Consider the following 17147-nt stretch of genomic DNA (forward strand, 5'->3'; position numbering starts at 1 on the left):
GGGCTAGGGCAGCGCTACTTGACGGCACCCAACCGGGCGACCTCGTCCCGCTCGACCAGCGGGTTGCCCGGATGATCGACCTGGCCCACCGGGTCGATGTGGATCAGCACCTCCATGCCGGGAAACTCCGCCTCCAGCGCGCGTTCCAGTGCCTCCACGACGTCATGGGCCGCAGCCACCGTCATGTCCGGGTCCATCCACATGTGAAACTGCGCGAAATCGCGGTTGCCGCTGGTGCGGATGCGCAGGTCGTGCAGCCCTTTCAATTCAGGATGACGGCTGGCGACCTCGACGAAGCGGCGGCGGCGATCCTCCGGCCATTCCTTGTCCATCAACTGGGCAATCGCCTCGATCGACGCCCGCCATGCCCCGAACAGCAGCCATAGCGCGATACCGATGCCGAACAGCGGATCGGCCCCGCGCAGCCCGAGATATTGTTCCATCACCAGGGCGATGATGACGGCGGCATTCAGCAACAGGTCGCTGGTATAGTGCATCCGGTCGGTGCCGATCGCCAGCGATCCGGTGCGCGCAACCACATGGGCCTGATACCGGGTCAGCGCCAGGGTGGCCAGGATGGCCACCGCGCTGACGCCGATGCCGTATTCGGCCTGGGCCACGGCCTGTCCATCGGCGAAATCCCCGATCGCCCGGCCCAGAATGGCGATGGCGGATACGGTGATGACCGCCACCTGGAACAGCGCCGCCAGCGCCTCTGCCTTGCCATGGCCGAACCGATGGTCCTCGTCCGCCGGCTGGGCGGCGATGTGCACCCCGAACAGGGTGACCAGCGACGCGATCAGGTCGAGCGCCGAATCGGCCAGGGATCCCAGCATCGCTACCGATCCGGTCGTCCAGGCGGCATAGGCCTTGATCGTGCCCAGGAAGATGGCTGTGGCGACGCTGGCCAGCGCCGCCGATCGGGCCAGCCGGGCAGGATCGCTCACGGGAACAACATGCCTTCGGTCCAGTCCGCACCCGCGCGGGTAAAGACGCGGCGCTCGTGCAGCCGGTAATCGCGGTCCTGCCAGAATTCGATGCGATCCGGCGCGACTCGGTATCCGCCCCAATGCGGCGGACGCGGCACGTCCGCCCCGTCGAACCGCGCGGTCACCGCTGCCAGCCGCAATTCGAACGCGGCGCGGGTGATGAGCGGGCGCGACTGATCCGATGCCCATGCTCCAAGCTGCGATTCGCGCGGGCGGGTGGCGAAATAGGCGTCCGATTCCGCATCGTCGATGATCGAGACCGGCCCCTCGATCCGCACCTGCCGCCGCAGCGATTTCCAGTGGAACAGCAGCATCGCCTGCGGATTGGCCGCCAGCTCCAGCCCCTTGCGGCTTTCCCGATTGGTGAAGAACACGAATCCGCGCGCGTCATGCCCCTTCAACAGGACGGTTCGCGCCGCCGGGCGGCCGGCCGCATCGGCGGTGGCAAGCGCCATGGCGTTGGGATCGTTGATTTCGCTCGCCTCAGCTTCGGCGAACCATTCATCGAACAACAGATGGGGATCGGATGTCATCGCCGGTTCATTACGCCCGACGATCCCGCTTATCCACGGGGAAATTGACGCGGGGTGCGATCGCGGTTGCGCCTGCCCTGCCTTTGTGGTTGCACGGGGGGCGACGGCTTTCGCGGGGGCGATGCATGACAGGAACGGCATTTGGCTAGCCTGGCGAACCAGTATCCGGGACCCGGGGCGGACACTGCCCGGCAATGGGCCGCCGCCTATTGCGGGCAGGGTGGCACCGGTGACGTGCTGTGCGGCGCGCAGGGCCGGGCCCGCGATGCCTGGCTGACGATGCTCGAGGAACTGGCCGCCGTGTCGGACATGCGTCTGGACGAGGTGCGCGAACGCGCGCAGCGGCAGGCCGACGATATCGGAACCGGTTACCGCATACCGGGCGAAAGCGACGAGCGGCCCTGGCCGCTGTCGCCAGTGCCGCTGATGATCGACGCCGACGAATGGGCATCGATCGATGCCGGCGTCGTCCAGCGGGCAGAGGCGATGGAGGCGCTGATCGCCGACATCTACGGGCCGGGCCAACTGGTCGCCGACGGCGCACTGCCAGCCGCGCTCGTCACCGGCAGCCCCTGGTTTCTGCGCCCGATGGTCGGCCTCGCTCCGCCGGGCGGCAATCACCTGCATTTCTATGCCGTCGATCTGGGGCGCGGTCCCGATGGCCAGTGGCGCGTCCTGGCCGATCATGTCCGGGCACCCACTGGCGCCGGCTATGCGTTGGAAAACCGGCTGGCGATCGGCCGGGTGCTCGACGGCCTCCAACTGCGGCTGAACGTGAAACGGCACGCGCCGTTCTTCACCGCCATGCGCGATGGCCTGGCCGCCAGTTGTCGGCGGACGGAGCCGCGCATCTGCCTGCTGACCCCCGGCCGCTACAATCCCAGCTATGCCGAACAGGCGCATCTGGCCCGGTATCTGGGGTTCCTGCTGGTGGAGGGCGCGGACCTGGCAGTGCGCGAGGACCGGGTCTATGTCCGCACTGTCGCAGGGCTGAAACGGATCGATGCGCTGTGGCGGCGGCTCGATCCGCGCCTGCTGGACCCGCTCGCCTTCGATTCCCATTCGCAGATCGGCGTGGCCGGCCTGGTGGATGCCATGGCGGGGGGCAATGTGGTGGTCGCCAACACGCCGGGGGCCGGGCTGGTCGAGGCTCCGGCCTTTGCCGCGTTCCTGCCCGCACTGGCGGAACGGCTGACGGGCGCACCGCTCAAGCTGCCCAATATCGCAACCTGGTGGTGCGGCCAGACGGCCGAGCGGGATCATGTCCTCGCCAATCTTGACCAGATGGAGGTCCTGCCCGCCTTTTCCGATCCGCCGCTTGGCCTGCCCGGCGGGCAGGGGGCGCTCGGCTGCGAACTGGATCCGGCGGCGCGTGCCATGCTGACGGCGGACATGGCGCTGCGGCCGCAGGATTATGTTGGCCGCGAAGTCGTGCGATTGTGCACCATGCCGGTGGTTCAGGGCGATGCACTGGTGGCCCGGCCGTTCACCCTGCGCGTGTTTGCGGCACGGGGGCCGGACGGGCGCTGGATCGTCCTGCCGGGCGGGTTCGCCCGCATCGCGGAGCATCCCGACCCCCGCGCTTCGGTGATGGGGGAGGGGACATGGTCCGCCGATGTCTGCGTCCACGGTCCCGATCCCGTCGATCCGGTCAGCCTGCTGCCCGCCAGCAATACGGTCGATCTGCGCCGCAATCCGGGCACGCTGCCCAGTCGCGTCGCCGACAACATGTTCTGGCTCGGCCGCTATCTGGAACGGGGCGAGGCGTTGCTGTCCGTCATCCGCGTCCTCCTTGGCCATTCGATCACCGCCGATACGGGCGCGGCCCTGTCCAGCGGCACGGTGCAGCGGCTGATCGACCTGATCATCGCCAGCGGGGCCGCGCGCGCCCCTGCCGGGCGCAGCCGCAGCGAACTGGCGGCGTTCGCACAGGATGCGCTGGCCCAGGCCGATTGCCCTTACAGCATCGCGGGCCTGAACCGCACCATTGCCGGCATCGGCGCTATCTCGCGCGACCGGCTGTCGGCAGACATGATCCGGCTGATCGATGCGCCGATGCCCGAAAAGGGCGGGCTGCTGGACCGGGCGGGCACGGTGCAGCGCCGCTATGCCGCGATCGCCGGACTGTCTGCCGAACATATGGCGCGCACCGATGCGTGGCGCTTCTTCGATCTCGGGCGCAGGGTCGAACGGGCGGCGGCCATCATCAATCATGCCGGGACGTTCATGCGGGATCAGGCGACCGCCGACGACCTGTCAACTTTGCTCGACTTGGCCGACAGCCAGATCAGCTACCGCCAGCGCTATCTGACCGGCATCGCCCGGGTGCCGGTGCTGGACCTGGTGCTGCTGGATCCCGGCAACCCGCGCAGCCTGGCGTTTCAGGCCAGCGCCATCCGCGACCATCTCGCGCGGCTGCCGGTCCTGTCGGACGACGGCATCGCGGAACCGCAACAGGCGGTGGCGGCGGAACTGGGCGCATTGGTCGATCTGGCGCGGGCGGCGACGATCGGCGATGCGCAACTGACTCGCCTTTCCGCCATGCTGGGCGATCTGTCGGAGGCGATTGCGCGCCGCTATTTCCTGCACGGTGCCGAAGCGGTGCGTGCCCCCGGCCTGACCCTGGCCTGACCGCGGGAACCACCGTTCATGATGCGTTATGCCATCCATCATCTGACGCGCTTCGATTATGGCGAGCCAGCCGGATTTGCCCGGTGCAACCTGCGCCTGTCCCCGATCCACTGGTCCGGCCAGACGATCGAATCCCACGAATTGACGGTCACGCCCACCGGGCGGATCGCGCCTGCCCGGGCGCAGGCTGGGTTGGCCAATGTCCTGCGGCTGGTCGTCGAAAACCGCACGCGCAGCCTGGTGATCGAAAGCCGCGCCACCATGACCGTCGATCGCCCGATCCCGGTGCCGTCGCCCGCCGATCCGACGCTGAGCGAGGTGGCGGCCATGGCGCGGGCCAGCCGCGACATGGGACCGGCCAGCCCGGCCGCCTATCTGTTCCCGTCGCCCCGTATCGCGCTTGACCGCGAAATCGCCGATTGGTGCGCGCAGGACCTGGATCCGGATCGCGGCGTGCTGGATGCCGGCATGGCGCTGGCCCGCCGCATCCAGCGCGATTTCCTGTTCGACCCCAGTGCCACCCTGGTCGATACGCCGCCGTCGGAGGCGTTCCATAAACGCGGCGGGGTGTGTCAGGATTTCGCCCAGATCATGATTTCGGGCCTGCGCGCCGCCGGCCTGCCGGCCGCCTATGCATCCGGCTATCTGCGCACGCTGCCGCCACCTGGCCAGCCCCGCCTGGTCGGTGCCGACGCCACTCATGCCTGGGTAATGCTGTGGTGCGGGCCGCAGCATGGCTGGCTGGGGGTCGATCCGACCAACGGCATCTGGATGGCGGAGGATCATATCGTCGTGGCCATTGGCCGCGATTATGCCGATATCGCCCCCATCGACGGCGTGGTGCTGGGCACGGGTGCCCAGACGATGCGGGTGTCCGTCGATGTGGAGCCGTTGCCGGTCCCCTGACCCCCCATCGGCGCGGGGCGATTGCACCGCAGCGCCCTTTCCCCCACATAAGCGCCCGACAGGAGGCGTATTCGGAACATGGCAGGCGATCCCTACACGATATTGGGCGTCAAGCGCGGGGCGAGCGAGGCGGAGATCAAATCCGCCTATCGCAAGCTGGCCAAGGAACTGCATCCCGACCGGAACAAGGACAATCCGAAGGCGGCGGAGCGGTTCGCCACCGTGACCCAGGCCTATGACCTGCTGGGCGACAAGGACAAGCGCGCCCGCTTCGACCGCGGGGAAATCGATGCGGACGGCAACCCCGCCATGCCCTTCGGCTTTGGCGGCGCGCGCGGTCCGGGCGGACAGCCGCGCGGCGGGGCCGATTTCGGCGACGGCGGCGATTTCACCGACATTTTCGAAGGGCTGTTCGGCGGCGGCGCCGGCGCGCGGGGCGGCGGCTTTGCCAGCGGCTTCGGACGAAGGCCCCAGCCGAAGGGTGCGAACATCCCCTATCGGCTGGCCGTGTCGTTCGTCGATGCAGCGACGCTGGCGCCGCAGCGGATCACCCTGTCCGACGGCAAGGCGATCGACCTGAAACTGCCCGCCGGCGTGGAAACCGGCACGCAGATGCGGCTGGCGGGCAAGGGACAGATGGGCCCGGGCGGCGCGGGCGACGCCATCGTGACCGTCGAGGTACAACCGCACCGCTTTTTCACCCGCGACGGCGACGATGTGCGGATCGACCTGCCGATATCGCTCGTCGAAGCGGTGCTGGGCGGCGAAGTGAAGGTGCCGACGGTCGAGGGGAGCGTGATGCTCAAGCTGCCCGCTGGTTCCAGCTCGGGCAAGGTGATGCGGCTGCGCGGTCGCGGCTTTCACAAAAAAGGGGGCGGACGGGGGGATCAACTGGTCACGCTGATGATCGATATTCCCGCCGATGACCCGGAATTGGCGGAGTTCGTGCGCAGCTGGCCGGGGACGGCGGGACAGGACGTTCGTGCGCGATTGAACAGCTGAACGGAAAAATGCAGCCCGATACGGAGCCAATGCCGGGTTCGGACGGTTTTTCATCCATGACCGACGTCTCCCCCGAATCGCCAGAGGCCCGCGCTGGCCGTGGCGGACTGCAGACCCGCCTCGAAACCTTGGGCATCAGCCAGCGAGTGATCGAGGTCGTCAAACGGGTGGTGGTCGGGGTATTCAGCAACGGCTTCACCCATGCCGGCAACCTGGCCTATCTCAGCCTGGTCACGCTGTTCCCCTTCTTCATCGTCGCGGCTGCGATCGCGCGATTGTTCGGGCGCACCGAAGACGGCCTGCGCACGGTCGAGGCGTTTTTGCAGACGATGCCGCCCGACGTCGCGTCGGTGCTACAGAAACCGATCCTGGACGTGCTCGCGGCACGCTCTGGCTCGCTCCTCTGGCTGGGTGCTGCGGTCGGCCTGTGGACGACGGCCAGTTTCGTCGAAACCCTGCGCGCGATTCAGCGTCAGGCCTATGGCGTCACCGTCAACCGGCCCTTCTGGGAATATCGGCTGAGCGCGATCGGCATGATTTTCGCCTCGGTCATCCTGGCGATGACCGCATTCAGCTTTCAGGTGGCGCTGACCGGCGTGGAGGCGTTCATCGTTCGTGTCCTGCCCTTTGCCACCGATGTGCAGACAGCGCTCAGCCTGTCGCGGTTCGTGCCTGCCATCGCGCTGTTCGCGGCGCTCTATATCCTGTTCTACGCGCTGACCCCCGGCATCTATCGCCGGTCGGCCAATCCCAAATGGCCGGGCGCGGCGCTGACCACCGGCTGGTGGCTTGCGACGACGGCGTTGCTGCCGCTGGTCTTGAACAATCTCGCCAATTACGACCTGACCTATGGCAGCCTTGCCGGCGTCATGATCGCGCTCATCTTCTTCTTTATCGTCGGCCTTGGCGTGTGCGTCGGGGCTCAGCTGAACGCAGCGCTGGCGGAACCGCCCGAATCCGGTCTAGAGAGCGCGTCGGACAAGCGTTAAGCGCGTGGAAGGGAACGCATGACGGGAATGATGGCGGGCAAGCGCGGGCTCATCATGGGCCTGGCCAACGACAAGTCGCTGGCTTGGGGCATTGCAAAGAAGCTGGCGGAACAGGGCGCGGAACTGGCCTTTACCTATCTGGGCGAAGCGCTTGAGCGGCGCGTCCGTCCGCTGGCGGCGGAACTGGGATCGGATTTCTGCATCCCGTGCGACGTGTCCGACATGGCCAATCTGGATGCCGCCTTTGAAACGCTGAAGGCGCGCTGGCCGACCATCGATTTCGTCGTCCACGCCATCGGCTTTTCGGACAAGAACGAGCTTCGCGGCCGCTATTACGATACCAGCCTCGACAATTTCCTGATGACGATGAACATCAGCGTCTATTCCTTCACCGCCGTGTGTCGGCGCGCCAAGGACATGATGCCGGATGGCGGCTCGCTCCTCACCCTCACTTATTACGGGTCGGAAAAGGTCGTGCCGCATTACAACGTGATGGGTCTGGCCAAATCGGCGCTGGATACCAGCGTCCAGTATCTCGCCGTCGATCTGGGCCGCGACAACATCCGCGTGAACGCGATCTCCGCCGGTCCGATCAAGACGCTGGCGGCCAGCGGCATCGGCGATTTCCGCTACATCCTGAAGTGGAACGAGCTGAACGCGCCGCTCAGGCGCAACGTTACGATCGAGGATGTCGGCGGCGCGGGGCTCTATCTGCTCAGCGACCTGGCAAGCGGCGTGACCGGGGAAATCCATCATGTCGATGCCGGCTACAATGTCATCGGCATGAAGGCCGAGGACGCCCCCGACATCGCGCTGTCCTGACGGCATGACCATTGCCGTCCGACCCGCCGGTGCCGGCGATGTGGCCGCGCTGGACCGGCTGATGCGGGGCAGCTTTCCGGCCGCGGCAGAGGCCGAGCTGGTCATGCGGCTGTGCCTGGACGGGGACATGGTGTTGGCCATGGTGGCCGAGGATCAGTCGAACGGTAGCCTGGCGGGCGCTGTGGTGTTCAGCCGGATGCATGTGGAGTTGGACGGCCAGCCCGTCGCCGCCGTCGCGCTCGCCCCCCTCGCGGTGCTGCCCGAATACCGGCGGCAGGGGGTTGGCGAGGCGCTGGTCTCTGCGGGGCTTGAACAATTGTCGCGCGCGGGCCTTGGCCTGTGCTTCGTGCTGGGCGATCCGGGCTATTATGCGCGCTTCGGGTTCAAGGCGGAGACGGCGGCGGGCTTTGCCTCGCCCTATGCCGGGGACCAGTTCATGGCGGCGGTGCTGACCGGCCGGCCAATGCCGCCGGGTGAGCGCGGCGTGGCGGCCCATGCCCCCGCCTTTGCGATGCTGGGGGAGGATGCATGAGTTACAACACGTTCGGCCGCGTGTTTCGCTTCACCACCTGGGGTGAAAGCCATGGCCCGGCGCTGGGCGCGGTGGTCGATGGCTGCCCCCCCGGACTGGCGCTGAGCGAGGCGGATCTCCAGCCATTCCTCGACAAGCGCCGCCCCGGCCAGTCGCGCTTCACCACGCAGCGGCAGGAACCCGACCAGGTCCGCATCCTGTCCGGCGTGTTCGAAGGGCGGACGACCGGCACGCCGATCAGCCTGATGATCGAAAATGTGGACCAGCGGTCAAAGGATTATTCCGACGTCGCCAAGGCATACCGCCCCGGCCATGCCGATTATGCCTATGACGCCAAATACGGGTTCCGCGACTATCGCGGCGGCGGGCGATCCTCCGCGCGCGAAACGGCGGCGCGGGTGGCGGCGGGCGGTGTGGCGCGGCTCGCCATTCCGGAGGTGACGATCACTGCCTGGGTCGAGGCGATCGGCGGCGACGCGATCGACTATGCCAATTTCGATGCGGGCGAAATCGGCAACAATCCGTTCTTCTGCCCCGATGCTGCGGCCGCGCAGCGCTGGGAGGCGCTGGTCGACGGTGCCCGCAAAAGCGGATCGTCGCTCGGCGCAGTCATCGCGTGCGAAGCGCGGGGCGTGCCTGCGGGCTGGGGCGCGCCGCTTTATGCCAAGCTGGACAGCGAACTGGCCGCTGCGATGATGAGCATCAATGCGGTGAAGGGCGTGGAGATCGGCGATGGGTTCGCCGCTGCGGCGCTGACCGGCGAGCAGAATGCCGACGCGATGCGGCCGGGCGAGGGCGGGGCACCGACCTTTCTGGCCAATCATGCTGGCGGCATCGCCGGGGGCATCTCGACCGGTCAGCCGGTGCTGGTCCGGGTGGCGTTCAAGCCGACCAGTTCCATTCTGACCCCCGTCGAGACGGTGACGCGCGAGGGCGCGGCGACGGAAATCCTGACCAAGGGGCGGCATGACCCCTGTGTCGGCATCCGCGGCGCACCGGTGGTCGAGGCGATGATGGCGCTGGTGCTCGCCGACCAGAAACTGCTTCACCGTGCCCAGTGCGGGTGAACTGGGCGGCGCATTCGGCACGTTTCAGCGAAAAGCGACGCAAATGCGCGACCAGGTGAGTGAACTTGCGACGTCGTGGCCGGTTGTCTGCTCGTGATTACCCGAGGAGAGTAACGATGCTTACCAAGACCCTTGCCGCCGGTGCCCTGATCCTGTCCATGTCCGGCATTGCCGTCGCCCAGGACGTGCCGCCGCCGCCCACCGACACGCAGCAGATGCCGACGCCGGAGCCGACGCCCGATACCACCCCGACGCCAGAGCCGATGCCGACGCCGGATACCATGCCCCAGGACCCGGACGGCACGACCAGCCCGACCATGCCGGATGAGGATGGCGACATGGAAACGCCGGGGACGGAAGACCCCAATACCCCGCCGACCCGCTAAGTCGTCGGAGAGGATGAAGGGCGCGGGATCGATCCCGCGCCCTTCTTTCGTTACGCCAGGATCATGCCGTCCGCTCCGGCACTTCCGCCGCATCGGCGGCGATCGCGCTGTCCGGTGCCATCGCCTCCCATGGAAAGACGAACCAGTCCTTCGTCACCGCGCGGTCGATCCGTCGCGCGCGATAGGTGACCTGCTGCGCCGAACGGATATTGTCGAGCAGGGTGGCGAACCGCACCTGCGCCATGTCAGCGCCCTTCGCCGCCATCCGTTCGCGCAGCTTTCCGATGGTCCCGCCGGTGTCGTTGATATCGTCCAGGAACAGCAACCGCTCGCCTTCGCGCGTCCGCGCGGCCAGTCTGTCCAGCGGAGCTTCCGAAAAATCTGCGTTCTTGGACGAATAATCCACCGACAGCGTGGCGAGCCCGGTCGCGTGGCTCAGATACACGCCGGGGGCCAGGCCACCCCGCCCGATGCCGATGATGAAATCCGGTTGCCAGTCGTCGGCGGCCAGTTCCGCCGCCAGCGCACGGATCAGCCCGGCAAATTCCTCGTGCCGGATATGCGTGAAAACAGGCATCACGCTGCCTTGGCGACAAAGGCGTCGACCCCCGCGACATGGCGATCGATGCTGGCTGCTTCCAGGAAGCTGCCGGTAAAGCTGTTGCGCGCCAGCGTCGCCAGGTCCGCTCGCGACAGGCCGCGCGCCGCCGCGACCGCCCGATAGTTTTCGGCGATATAGCCGCCGAAATAGGCGGGATCGTCGCTGTTCACCGTCGCGCGCAGGCCCAGTGCCAGCATCCGGTCGATCGGATGCACGTCCAGCGACGGGACGACGCACAGCTTCAGGTTCGACAGCGGACAGACAGTCAGCGTCATTCCCATGTCCGCCAGCCGCCGAGTGAGCGCTTCGTCCTCCAAGCTGCGGTTGCCGTGATCCAGCCGGTCCACGCCGAGCACGTCCAGTGCCTGCTCGACATAGTCCGGCGGCCCTTCCTCCCCCGCATGGGCGACGAGCTTCAGCCCCGCATCGCGCGCACGGGCAAAAACGCGCGCGAACTTTTCCGGCGGATGGCCAAGCTCCGACGAATCGAGCCCGACGCCCGCGATCCGGTCCAGCCACGGTTCGGCCTGCGCCAGCGTGGCGAACGCGGCTTCCTCGTCCAGATGGCGCAGGAAGCACAGGATCAGTTTCGATGTAAGCCCGTGCTTCGCCTCGGCCTCCGCCATTCCGGCCAACAGGCCCTCCATCACCGCCTCGAACGGAATGCCGCGATCGGTATGCGTCTGCGGATCGAAGAAAATTTCTGCGTGGACGACCCCGTCCGCCGCCGCGCGGTCGAAATAGGCGACGGCCAGATCGCGGAAATCCTCCGCCTCGCGCAGCACGTTCGCGCCCGCATAATAGATATCCAAAAAATCCTGCAGTCGGCTGAACTGATAGGCCGCGCGGACATCCTCGACCGTGGCGAAGGGGATGTCGATGCGGTTGCGCCGGGCCAGCGCCATCATCAGCTCCGGCTCCAGGCTCCCCTCGATGTGCAGGTGCAGCTCCGCCTTGGGCAGGCCGGTGATGAAGGAATCGGGAATGCGCATGGCCCGTTTTCGCGCGGGGGCGGGGCCGGGGCAAGCCAAAAGCCCCTCCCCTTCAGGGGAGGGGTTGGGGTGGGGGCGCTAGCGAAAGCAGCATAGAAAAAAGCCCTCACCCTTCCCGCCGCGGAAGGGTGAGGGCCTTCTTCCCTTCCCTACTTCTTCCCCGCCAGCTCGTTGGCCGCATTGGCCAGCTGGATGAATGCCGGACCCAGGTTCACGACATATTCGTTCTCGCCCCAGAAGAACGGCCAGTCTTCCTTATTCTCCGGGAAATCGGGCTTCAGCATCAGGATGCCCGGCACGACGCCGCCTGCGATATAGCTGAAATCGGCGCGGTTGCTGCCATAGGCGACTTCCTTGGACCGGGTGCCGACGCCCGAGACGAGCGACAGATTGTGATAGGGATGCGTCCCCATCAGGAAATCCATCGACCGGAACACCGCGCTGCCATCGACGATCGCCGGAAACGCTTTGTGCAGCGCATAGGCGGTCAGGCCGTGGCCCACGACCGCGCCCGATCCGGCCCAGCCGCCCTCGGTCACCGGCACGCCGAACGGATTGGCCTTGGCCAGCTCCGCATCCACGGTCGCCCATTCGCGGGCCGCTGCCTCCAGCTTGGCGCGATAGTCCGCATCCATCATCGGCAACGCCTTGAGCGCGGTCTGCCAGTCGATCATCTTCCTGGCGGCCAGCGTGTCCCAAAGCCGCACGACATGGGGGGCATATTTCGCCTTGTCTCCTGTCGTCAGCAGCAATTCGACCGCCGCGTCGAACTGTTCCGCCTCCAGCGGACCGCCGGTGGTGTTGCCATGGCTGAAGGTAAAGGGCGGGTGCGATTGCTCCTCATCCCACACCTGGATCGCCAGCTTGCGCGCCTTGGCCGCCAGCGCGTCGTCGACGCCGCCCATGACCCGCGCTGCCGCCGCCATCGCCGCCGCCGAACCATAGTTGAGCGCGGACGATTTGCTGGTGAACACCCAGCGGTCGTCGGGCTTGCCGCTGCGCCCGCCCTTTTCCTCGCCGAATTTGAGCGCGGAATCATAGATCAGGCCATCGGTCTTGGCCGCCGCATCGCCCAGATGGGTATATTGCGCCACATCCGGCTCGACCACGCCGTGCACGGCATAGCCGACCGCATCGTACATCGACACGAGATAGCGGGTGCCGTGCGCCACCTGCTGCACCACGTCCGGCTTGCCGTCGGGCACATGCATCTCGACCCGGCGCAGATCATTGTCGATCAACGTCGTGTCGCGCGCGGGCTGCCAAGTCTCCCACGCATTCACCAGGCCACGGATGGCGGCATATTGGGTCTGGGTGCGGATGTCGAAATCGCCCGCGTCGAGCCAGCCGCCGACGTTCAGCCCCGGCACATGCTCGCCGGGCTTGAACTTGGTGTCCGTCGTCGGCCCCTGGCGATACAGATCGATATGTTCGTGATTGACGGGCGCCTGGCGTGCATCGTCGCGGTGCGGATCGCTGTGCCACACGCGGTACGCCTCGTTCACGAACATATGGTCCATCTGGACGTTCATGAACACGTCGTTGGTCGCGTGCCACGCGTCGGCGAATACGTCCGCACCGATGCGGAACGTGGATGTCCGCGTGCCCGCATAATCGATCTGATACAGGCCCGGTGCGGTGGTCGCGGTAAAATCGGCGGTCAGATACTGATAGCGCTTGTATTTGCCCCATGCGTTGGTCGGCACGGTGCCCGCCACTTGTTCGCCGGTTTCGGTGATGCGAATCAGTCGCGCATTGGCCGCCGGACGGGCATTGGCGTCCAGTTCGATCACCGCCACCTTTTTCTGGCCCGGCGCATAGCCAACCTGGGAATGGCCGATATTGGGCGCGCGGGTCCAGCCGGGCACGCTGTTCGCCTCCAGCATCCAGTCGATCACCGCGCCGGTCTTGCCGCTCGGCAGGGCGCCGCGCACCACGAACCAGCCATTCTGTGCCATGTTGCGCCCGTCATGCAGCGCCAGCGGGCCGCTTGCCGAACTGATCGTCACGCGCCGGGCATCGTCCTCGGGCGCCAGCACCAGCTTGGTGCCGGTGGCAAAGGGCTGGGTCTCGGCACCCGGCCCGACTTCGCGGCCCGATGCGGCGTTGCGGGCCTCGCCAGCGACCATCGCCGAGCGGGGATAGGCCGGAAAGGTGCCGCCCCGGCCATCGGCCAGATAGCTGCGGTGGAAATAGGCGGAAGGGAGGAATTCCAGGTTGAAGCCCGCCTTGCCCGCCAGCGCCTCCGGCAGCGGTTGGTCGAGCACGACCTGCAATCGCATCGCCTTTCCGGCCGGCGTGCCGATGATGCGATAGCGGAAATTATGCTCGGGATATTCCAGCACCGCCTCGATCGCGCCGGTCGCCTTGTCGACCTTGCGCTCGACCAGCCGGCCGATCGGATCCCACTGGCCAGGCGTCGCGGACAGGCGGACATCGCCATTGGTCGCGGTGCGCACGCCTTGCTGGATCAATTCGACGCCCGAATGCTTGGCATCGGCGAACAGGCCGTCATACCAGTTGGAAAACACCAGCCAGTTGACGCCGCGCGCCTCCAGATACTCCTGGTCGGACAGGGTCAGTTCGGTCTGCTGGGCGGGCGGCGTTGCCCGATCCTGTGCCAGCGCGGGGCCGGAAAACCCCAGCATCGCCGCCGTCGCAACGGTCAAGAACCTGCGCCTCATCATCCGCTCCCTTTGATTGCACGGCGTATGACACCGCGTCCTGATAGCGCTATCACTGGCGGGATGGAGCGGGCAGGTCAACCGTTATGCTGTAGGTAGTCGGCTCGGCAAAGGCGGCCCATGCCGCAAACAGGGCAAGGATCGACAGGCCGAGCGCGACTGCGTCCTCAATCAGCGCGGCGACCAGGTCGGTGCGAAATTCCCGCGCCAGCCATGTGCGCAGACGATGGCCGCCGAACGCACCGGCCATCGCCCCCGCCGCACCGATCATCGCGGGGACCAGCCAGGTCTGTGCTGGCTGCCACACCGAAATCAGTGCGCCGCACAGGCCGCCACTGATGAAGCGAAATGCCAGCGGCGGGGGGGTCAGGCGGCTGGGCGTGGCGGGGTGCTTGTCCCCGGCCAGTTCGCCCAGCGCCAGCAGCGTCAGCGGGACGACCGCCCATAGCGAGGCTGCCCAGTAAAACATCGTGCCATCGACCGGCAGCCACCAGGCCCAGGACGCCCAGGCCAGCACCGCCAGCGGCAGGAACGACCGCATCCCGGCGGCGATGCCGAGGATCAGTGCTGCGATCGCGATCGTCATCATCCTGTCGTTCCCTCGCCAGCGCCTGCGGCAGACCCTAGCAGAGCGCCGGGACCAAGGGCAGCAGGATTGGGCGTCCGCCCCCGACGGGTCGGGATCATGCCACGCCGATCAGGCTGATCTGCCGTCCATAATCCGGTTCGCCGCGATGGGTGGCACGGCGATAGCTGTAAAAGCGACGCTCCTGCGCATAGGTGTCCTCGCCCAGCATCTCCACCCGGCCGACGCCCGCATCGGCCAGCCGGTGCGCGACATATCCCTCCAGGTCGAACTGGACATGCCCCTCGCGCCCATCGGCGAAAAAGCGTTCGTTCGCCGGATCGTCGGTGCAGAAGCGTTCGGCAAAGGCCAGGTCGACTTCGTAGCTTGCCCGCGCGATGCACGGCCCGATGGCGGCGGCGATGCGGTCGCGGCGCGCGCCCAGCCGCTCCATCGCATCCAGCGTCCGGTCGGTGACGCCGCCGATCGCCCCCTTCCACCCCGCATGGGCTGCACCGACCACGCCTGCTTCGGTATCGGCGAACAGTACCGGCGCGCAATCGGCGGTCAGGATGCCCAGCAGCAGGCCCGGTGTGCGCGTCACCATCGCGTCGGCATGGGGGCGGGCATCATCGGGGATGGGCGCGTTGACCACGACTGCCTCGGCCGAATGCACCTGATACAGCGTCACCAGCGTCGCGCCTGTCAGCACCGCATCGACTGCGCGCCGCCGGTTTTCGGCAAGCTCCGGCGAAATCTCCGCCTGGCCGCGCCGCCCCAGGTCCAGGCCCGCGGTCACGCCGGTCGACACCCCGCCCTGCCGCCCCAGGAACCCGTGGGCCACCCCGGCCAGGGCATTGGCGCGAAGCACCTCGACCTTCACAGCGCCAGCCGCATCACGATGTCCGCATCCTCATGATTGCCGACCTTGAAGACATAGGGGCCAACTTCCTCGAACCCATAGCGGCCATAGAAGCGGCGGGCGCGGTGATTGTCGGTGAACACCGACAGATACAGGTCCTGCGCCTCCGTCCGCCGCGCCGTGTCGATCACCCAGGTCATCAGCTCGGCAGCGACGCCGGTTCCGTGCCACGGCTTCAGCACATACAGCTGGCGAAGCTCGATCGACGGTCCGCGCGGTTCGAACGGCAGGGTGGGCGGGCCAAGCTTGGCAAAGGCGACCATCCGTCCGTCCGCTTCGCCGACCCGCACGCGATAGGCGGGGTCGGCCAGTTCGGCCTGCCAGCGTTCGGTGCTGTGCCCGGCCAGGAACAGTGTCAGATCGTCGGCGTGATACAGATGGCCGAACGTTTCGGTGAAGGTCTCGCGCGCCAGCGCGGCCAGCGTCGCCGCATCCGCCAAGGCCGCATCGCGCAGCACGACGCTCATGCCAGTCCTGCGGGTTGCGGCCAGCCCGGCGCGGTCACGCCGATCACCTTGAACAGCGCCCCCATCTGGTCCGGCGCCACCAGCCGCAGCCGATCCGCCTCCACCTGTTCCATCCGCTCCGGCGCGGCATTGCCCAGCGCTGCGGCACGCGGCCCGATGCCCAGCGCGGTCAGCCACGCACCCTGTTCGACCGGGCCATAGGCCAGCGCATCCTCGGCCCGTGCCGCCTCGATCAGCGTCTGGAAATCGACATGCGCGGTCAGGTCGCGGCTGCCCGGTTCCTCGAACGGATTGGCATATTGATGTCCCGATACGGCCTGCAACGTGTCGGCCAGCGCCGGGCCGCCGTCATAGCCGTAATCGATTACCAGCGCGACGCCGCCCTGGGCGACCAGCCGCTGGCTGAGCGTGCGCATCACCGCCACGCTGGCGGGGGAGGTTTCCAGGATCGATCCCGGCGGCGCACCGCGCAGATGGTGCGGGATGATCTGGTCGAACCCCGTCTTGCCCGCGATGGGCAGGAACAGCGTGTCCTGGCTGGCGACCAGCCGCTCGCGCCACCCTTCGCCGGTCCGGATCAGCTGGCGGATGGGCAGCGCATCGAAAAATTCGTTGGCGACGATCATCAGCGGCAGGTCGTCGGGCACGCCGATCATGTCGACATGCCATTCCGCGTTCGGCACCCGCTCCGCCTGCGCCGCGCGGAGCACGGGGCTGGTCTCGATGAAATGCACGGGCGGGGTCAGGCCCACCGTCGCCATCGCGCGCAGCGCATCGGCGGCCAGCGTGCCGCGTCCCGGCCCCAGTTCGACATAGCGCAGCGCAGGCCGACCGGCCCGGTCCCACGCATCGGCCAGCGCCAGCCCGACCAGCTCGCCGAACATCTGGCTCACCTCCGGCGCGGTGATGAAATCGCCGCGTTCGCCCAGCGGATCGCGCGTGGCGTAATAATGCGCGTTGGCCGCACCCATATACTGCGCGACCGGGATCGGCCCGGCCAGCGCGATGGCGCGGGCCAGCCGTTCGGGCAGGGTATCCTGGTCGTCGGCAGCCATGGCT

At 67.3% G+C, this 17147-nt stretch carries 17 protein-coding genes; 8 read left to right on the forward strand and 9 right to left on the reverse strand.

Annotated features, from left to right (window positions below; genetic code table 11):
* Positions 1 to 14: 14 nt before the first annotated feature.
* Together ACPVPU_RS05270 and pdxH are read right to left on the reverse strand one after the other, a co-directional pair.
* Positions 15 to 947 carry a cation diffusion facilitator family transporter gene (locus ACPVPU_RS05270; RefSeq protein WP_448659921.1) on the reverse strand — a complete coding sequence of 311 codons (933 nt, stop codon included), beginning with the start codon at positions 945 to 947 and terminating at the stop codon, positions 15 to 17.
* Entirely contained in the window at positions 944 to 1522 is a 579-nt protein-coding gene (pdxH, locus tag ACPVPU_RS05275) for a pyridoxamine 5'-phosphate oxidase (RefSeq protein ID WP_448659922.1), read from the reverse strand. Before pdxH ends, ACPVPU_RS05270 begins: the two co-directional genes overlap by 4 nt.
* Before the next feature lie 141 nt (positions 1523 to 1663).
* Here pdxH and ACPVPU_RS05280 point away from each other — a divergent pair, with 141 nt between their 5' ends.
* The 8 genes from ACPVPU_RS05280 to ACPVPU_RS05315 all read left to right on the forward strand — a co-directional run bounded on the left by ACPVPU_RS05280 (position 1664) and on the right by ACPVPU_RS05315 (position 9857).
* Positions 1664 to 4153 carry a circularly permuted type 2 ATP-grasp protein gene (locus tag ACPVPU_RS05280; RefSeq protein ID WP_448659923.1) on the forward strand — a complete coding sequence of 830 codons (2490 nt, stop codon included), beginning with the start codon at positions 1664 to 1666 and terminating at the stop codon, positions 4151 to 4153.
* A 21-nt stretch (positions 4154 to 4174) separates the two neighbouring features.
* Entirely contained in the window at positions 4175 to 5059 is an 885-nt protein-coding gene (locus ACPVPU_RS05285; protein WP_448660424.1) for a transglutaminase family protein, read from the forward strand.
* A gap of 78 nt (positions 5060 to 5137) precedes the next feature.
* A complete protein-coding gene (locus tag ACPVPU_RS05290) occupies positions 5138 to 6061 on the forward strand; it encodes a DnaJ C-terminal domain-containing protein (protein WP_448659924.1) in 924 nt (307 codons plus the stop codon).
* Between the two features lie 56 nt (positions 6062 to 6117).
* Positions 6118 to 7050, forward strand: coding sequence for a YihY/virulence factor BrkB family protein (locus ACPVPU_RS05295; RefSeq protein ID WP_448659925.1), 933 nt, complete (start codon positions 6118 to 6120; stop codon positions 7048 to 7050).
* An 18-nt stretch (positions 7051 to 7068) separates the two neighbouring features.
* On the forward strand, positions 7069 to 7872 hold the full coding sequence (gene fabI, locus ACPVPU_RS05300; RefSeq protein WP_448659926.1) for an enoyl-ACP reductase FabI: 804 nt from the start codon (positions 7069 to 7071) through the stop codon (positions 7870 to 7872).
* Between the two features lie 4 nt (positions 7873 to 7876).
* Positions 7877 to 8404, forward strand: a complete 528-nt coding sequence (locus tag ACPVPU_RS05305) for a GNAT family N-acetyltransferase (protein WP_448659927.1) — start codon at positions 7877 to 7879, stop codon at positions 8402 to 8404.
* Positions 8401 to 9471, forward strand: a complete 1071-nt coding sequence (gene aroC / locus ACPVPU_RS05310) for a chorismate synthase (RefSeq protein WP_448659928.1) — start codon at positions 8401 to 8403, stop codon at positions 9469 to 9471. The genes ACPVPU_RS05305 and aroC overlap by 4 nt, the downstream gene beginning before the upstream one ends.
* A gap of 116 nt (positions 9472 to 9587) precedes the next feature.
* Positions 9588 to 9857 (forward strand): hypothetical protein, encoded by a 270-nt coding sequence (locus ACPVPU_RS05315; RefSeq protein WP_448659929.1) that lies wholly within the window; start codon positions 9588 to 9590, stop codon positions 9855 to 9857.
* 61 nt (positions 9858 to 9918) lie between these two features.
* On the opposite strand, the gene ACPVPU_RS05320 is transcribed toward ACPVPU_RS05315, so the two are convergent.
* From ACPVPU_RS05320 to ACPVPU_RS05350, 7 genes are all read right to left on the reverse strand, one after another.
* Entirely contained in the window at positions 9919 to 10434 is a 516-nt protein-coding gene (locus tag ACPVPU_RS05320) for a phosphoribosyltransferase (protein ID WP_448659930.1), read from the reverse strand.
* Entirely contained in the window at positions 10434 to 11450 is a 1017-nt protein-coding gene (locus ACPVPU_RS05325; RefSeq protein WP_448659931.1) for an adenosine deaminase, read from the reverse strand. Before ACPVPU_RS05325 ends, ACPVPU_RS05320 begins: the two co-directional genes overlap by 1 nt.
* 149 nt (positions 11451 to 11599) lie before the next feature.
* Entirely contained in the window at positions 11600 to 14134 is a 2535-nt protein-coding gene (locus tag ACPVPU_RS05330) for a glycoside hydrolase family 9 protein (protein ID WP_448659932.1), read from the reverse strand.
* Between the two features lie 52 nt (positions 14135 to 14186).
* The gene (locus ACPVPU_RS05335; protein ID WP_448659933.1) at positions 14187 to 14723 is read right to left on the reverse strand and encodes a DUF4126 family protein; all 537 of its coding nucleotides are present in this window, start codon (positions 14721 to 14723) and stop codon (positions 14187 to 14189) included.
* Positions 14724 to 14817: 94 nt separating this feature from the next.
* The gene (gene pgeF, locus ACPVPU_RS05340; protein ID WP_448659934.1) at positions 14818 to 15582 is read right to left on the reverse strand and encodes a peptidoglycan editing factor PgeF; all 765 of its coding nucleotides are present in this window, start codon (positions 15580 to 15582) and stop codon (positions 14818 to 14820) included.
* Positions 15579 to 16088 carry an N-acetyltransferase family protein gene (locus tag ACPVPU_RS05345; protein ID WP_448659935.1) on the reverse strand — a complete coding sequence of 170 codons (510 nt, stop codon included), beginning with the start codon at positions 16086 to 16088 and terminating at the stop codon, positions 15579 to 15581. The genes pgeF and ACPVPU_RS05345 overlap by 4 nt, the downstream gene beginning before the upstream one ends.
* Positions 16085 to 17143 carry a class I SAM-dependent methyltransferase gene (locus tag ACPVPU_RS05350; protein ID WP_448659936.1) on the reverse strand — a complete coding sequence of 353 codons (1059 nt, stop codon included), beginning with the start codon at positions 17141 to 17143 and terminating at the stop codon, positions 16085 to 16087. The genes ACPVPU_RS05345 and ACPVPU_RS05350 overlap by 4 nt, the downstream gene beginning before the upstream one ends.
* Between the last annotated feature and the right edge of the window lie 4 nt (positions 17144 to 17147).

This window comes from Sphingomonas paludis (genome assembly GCF_053502515.1).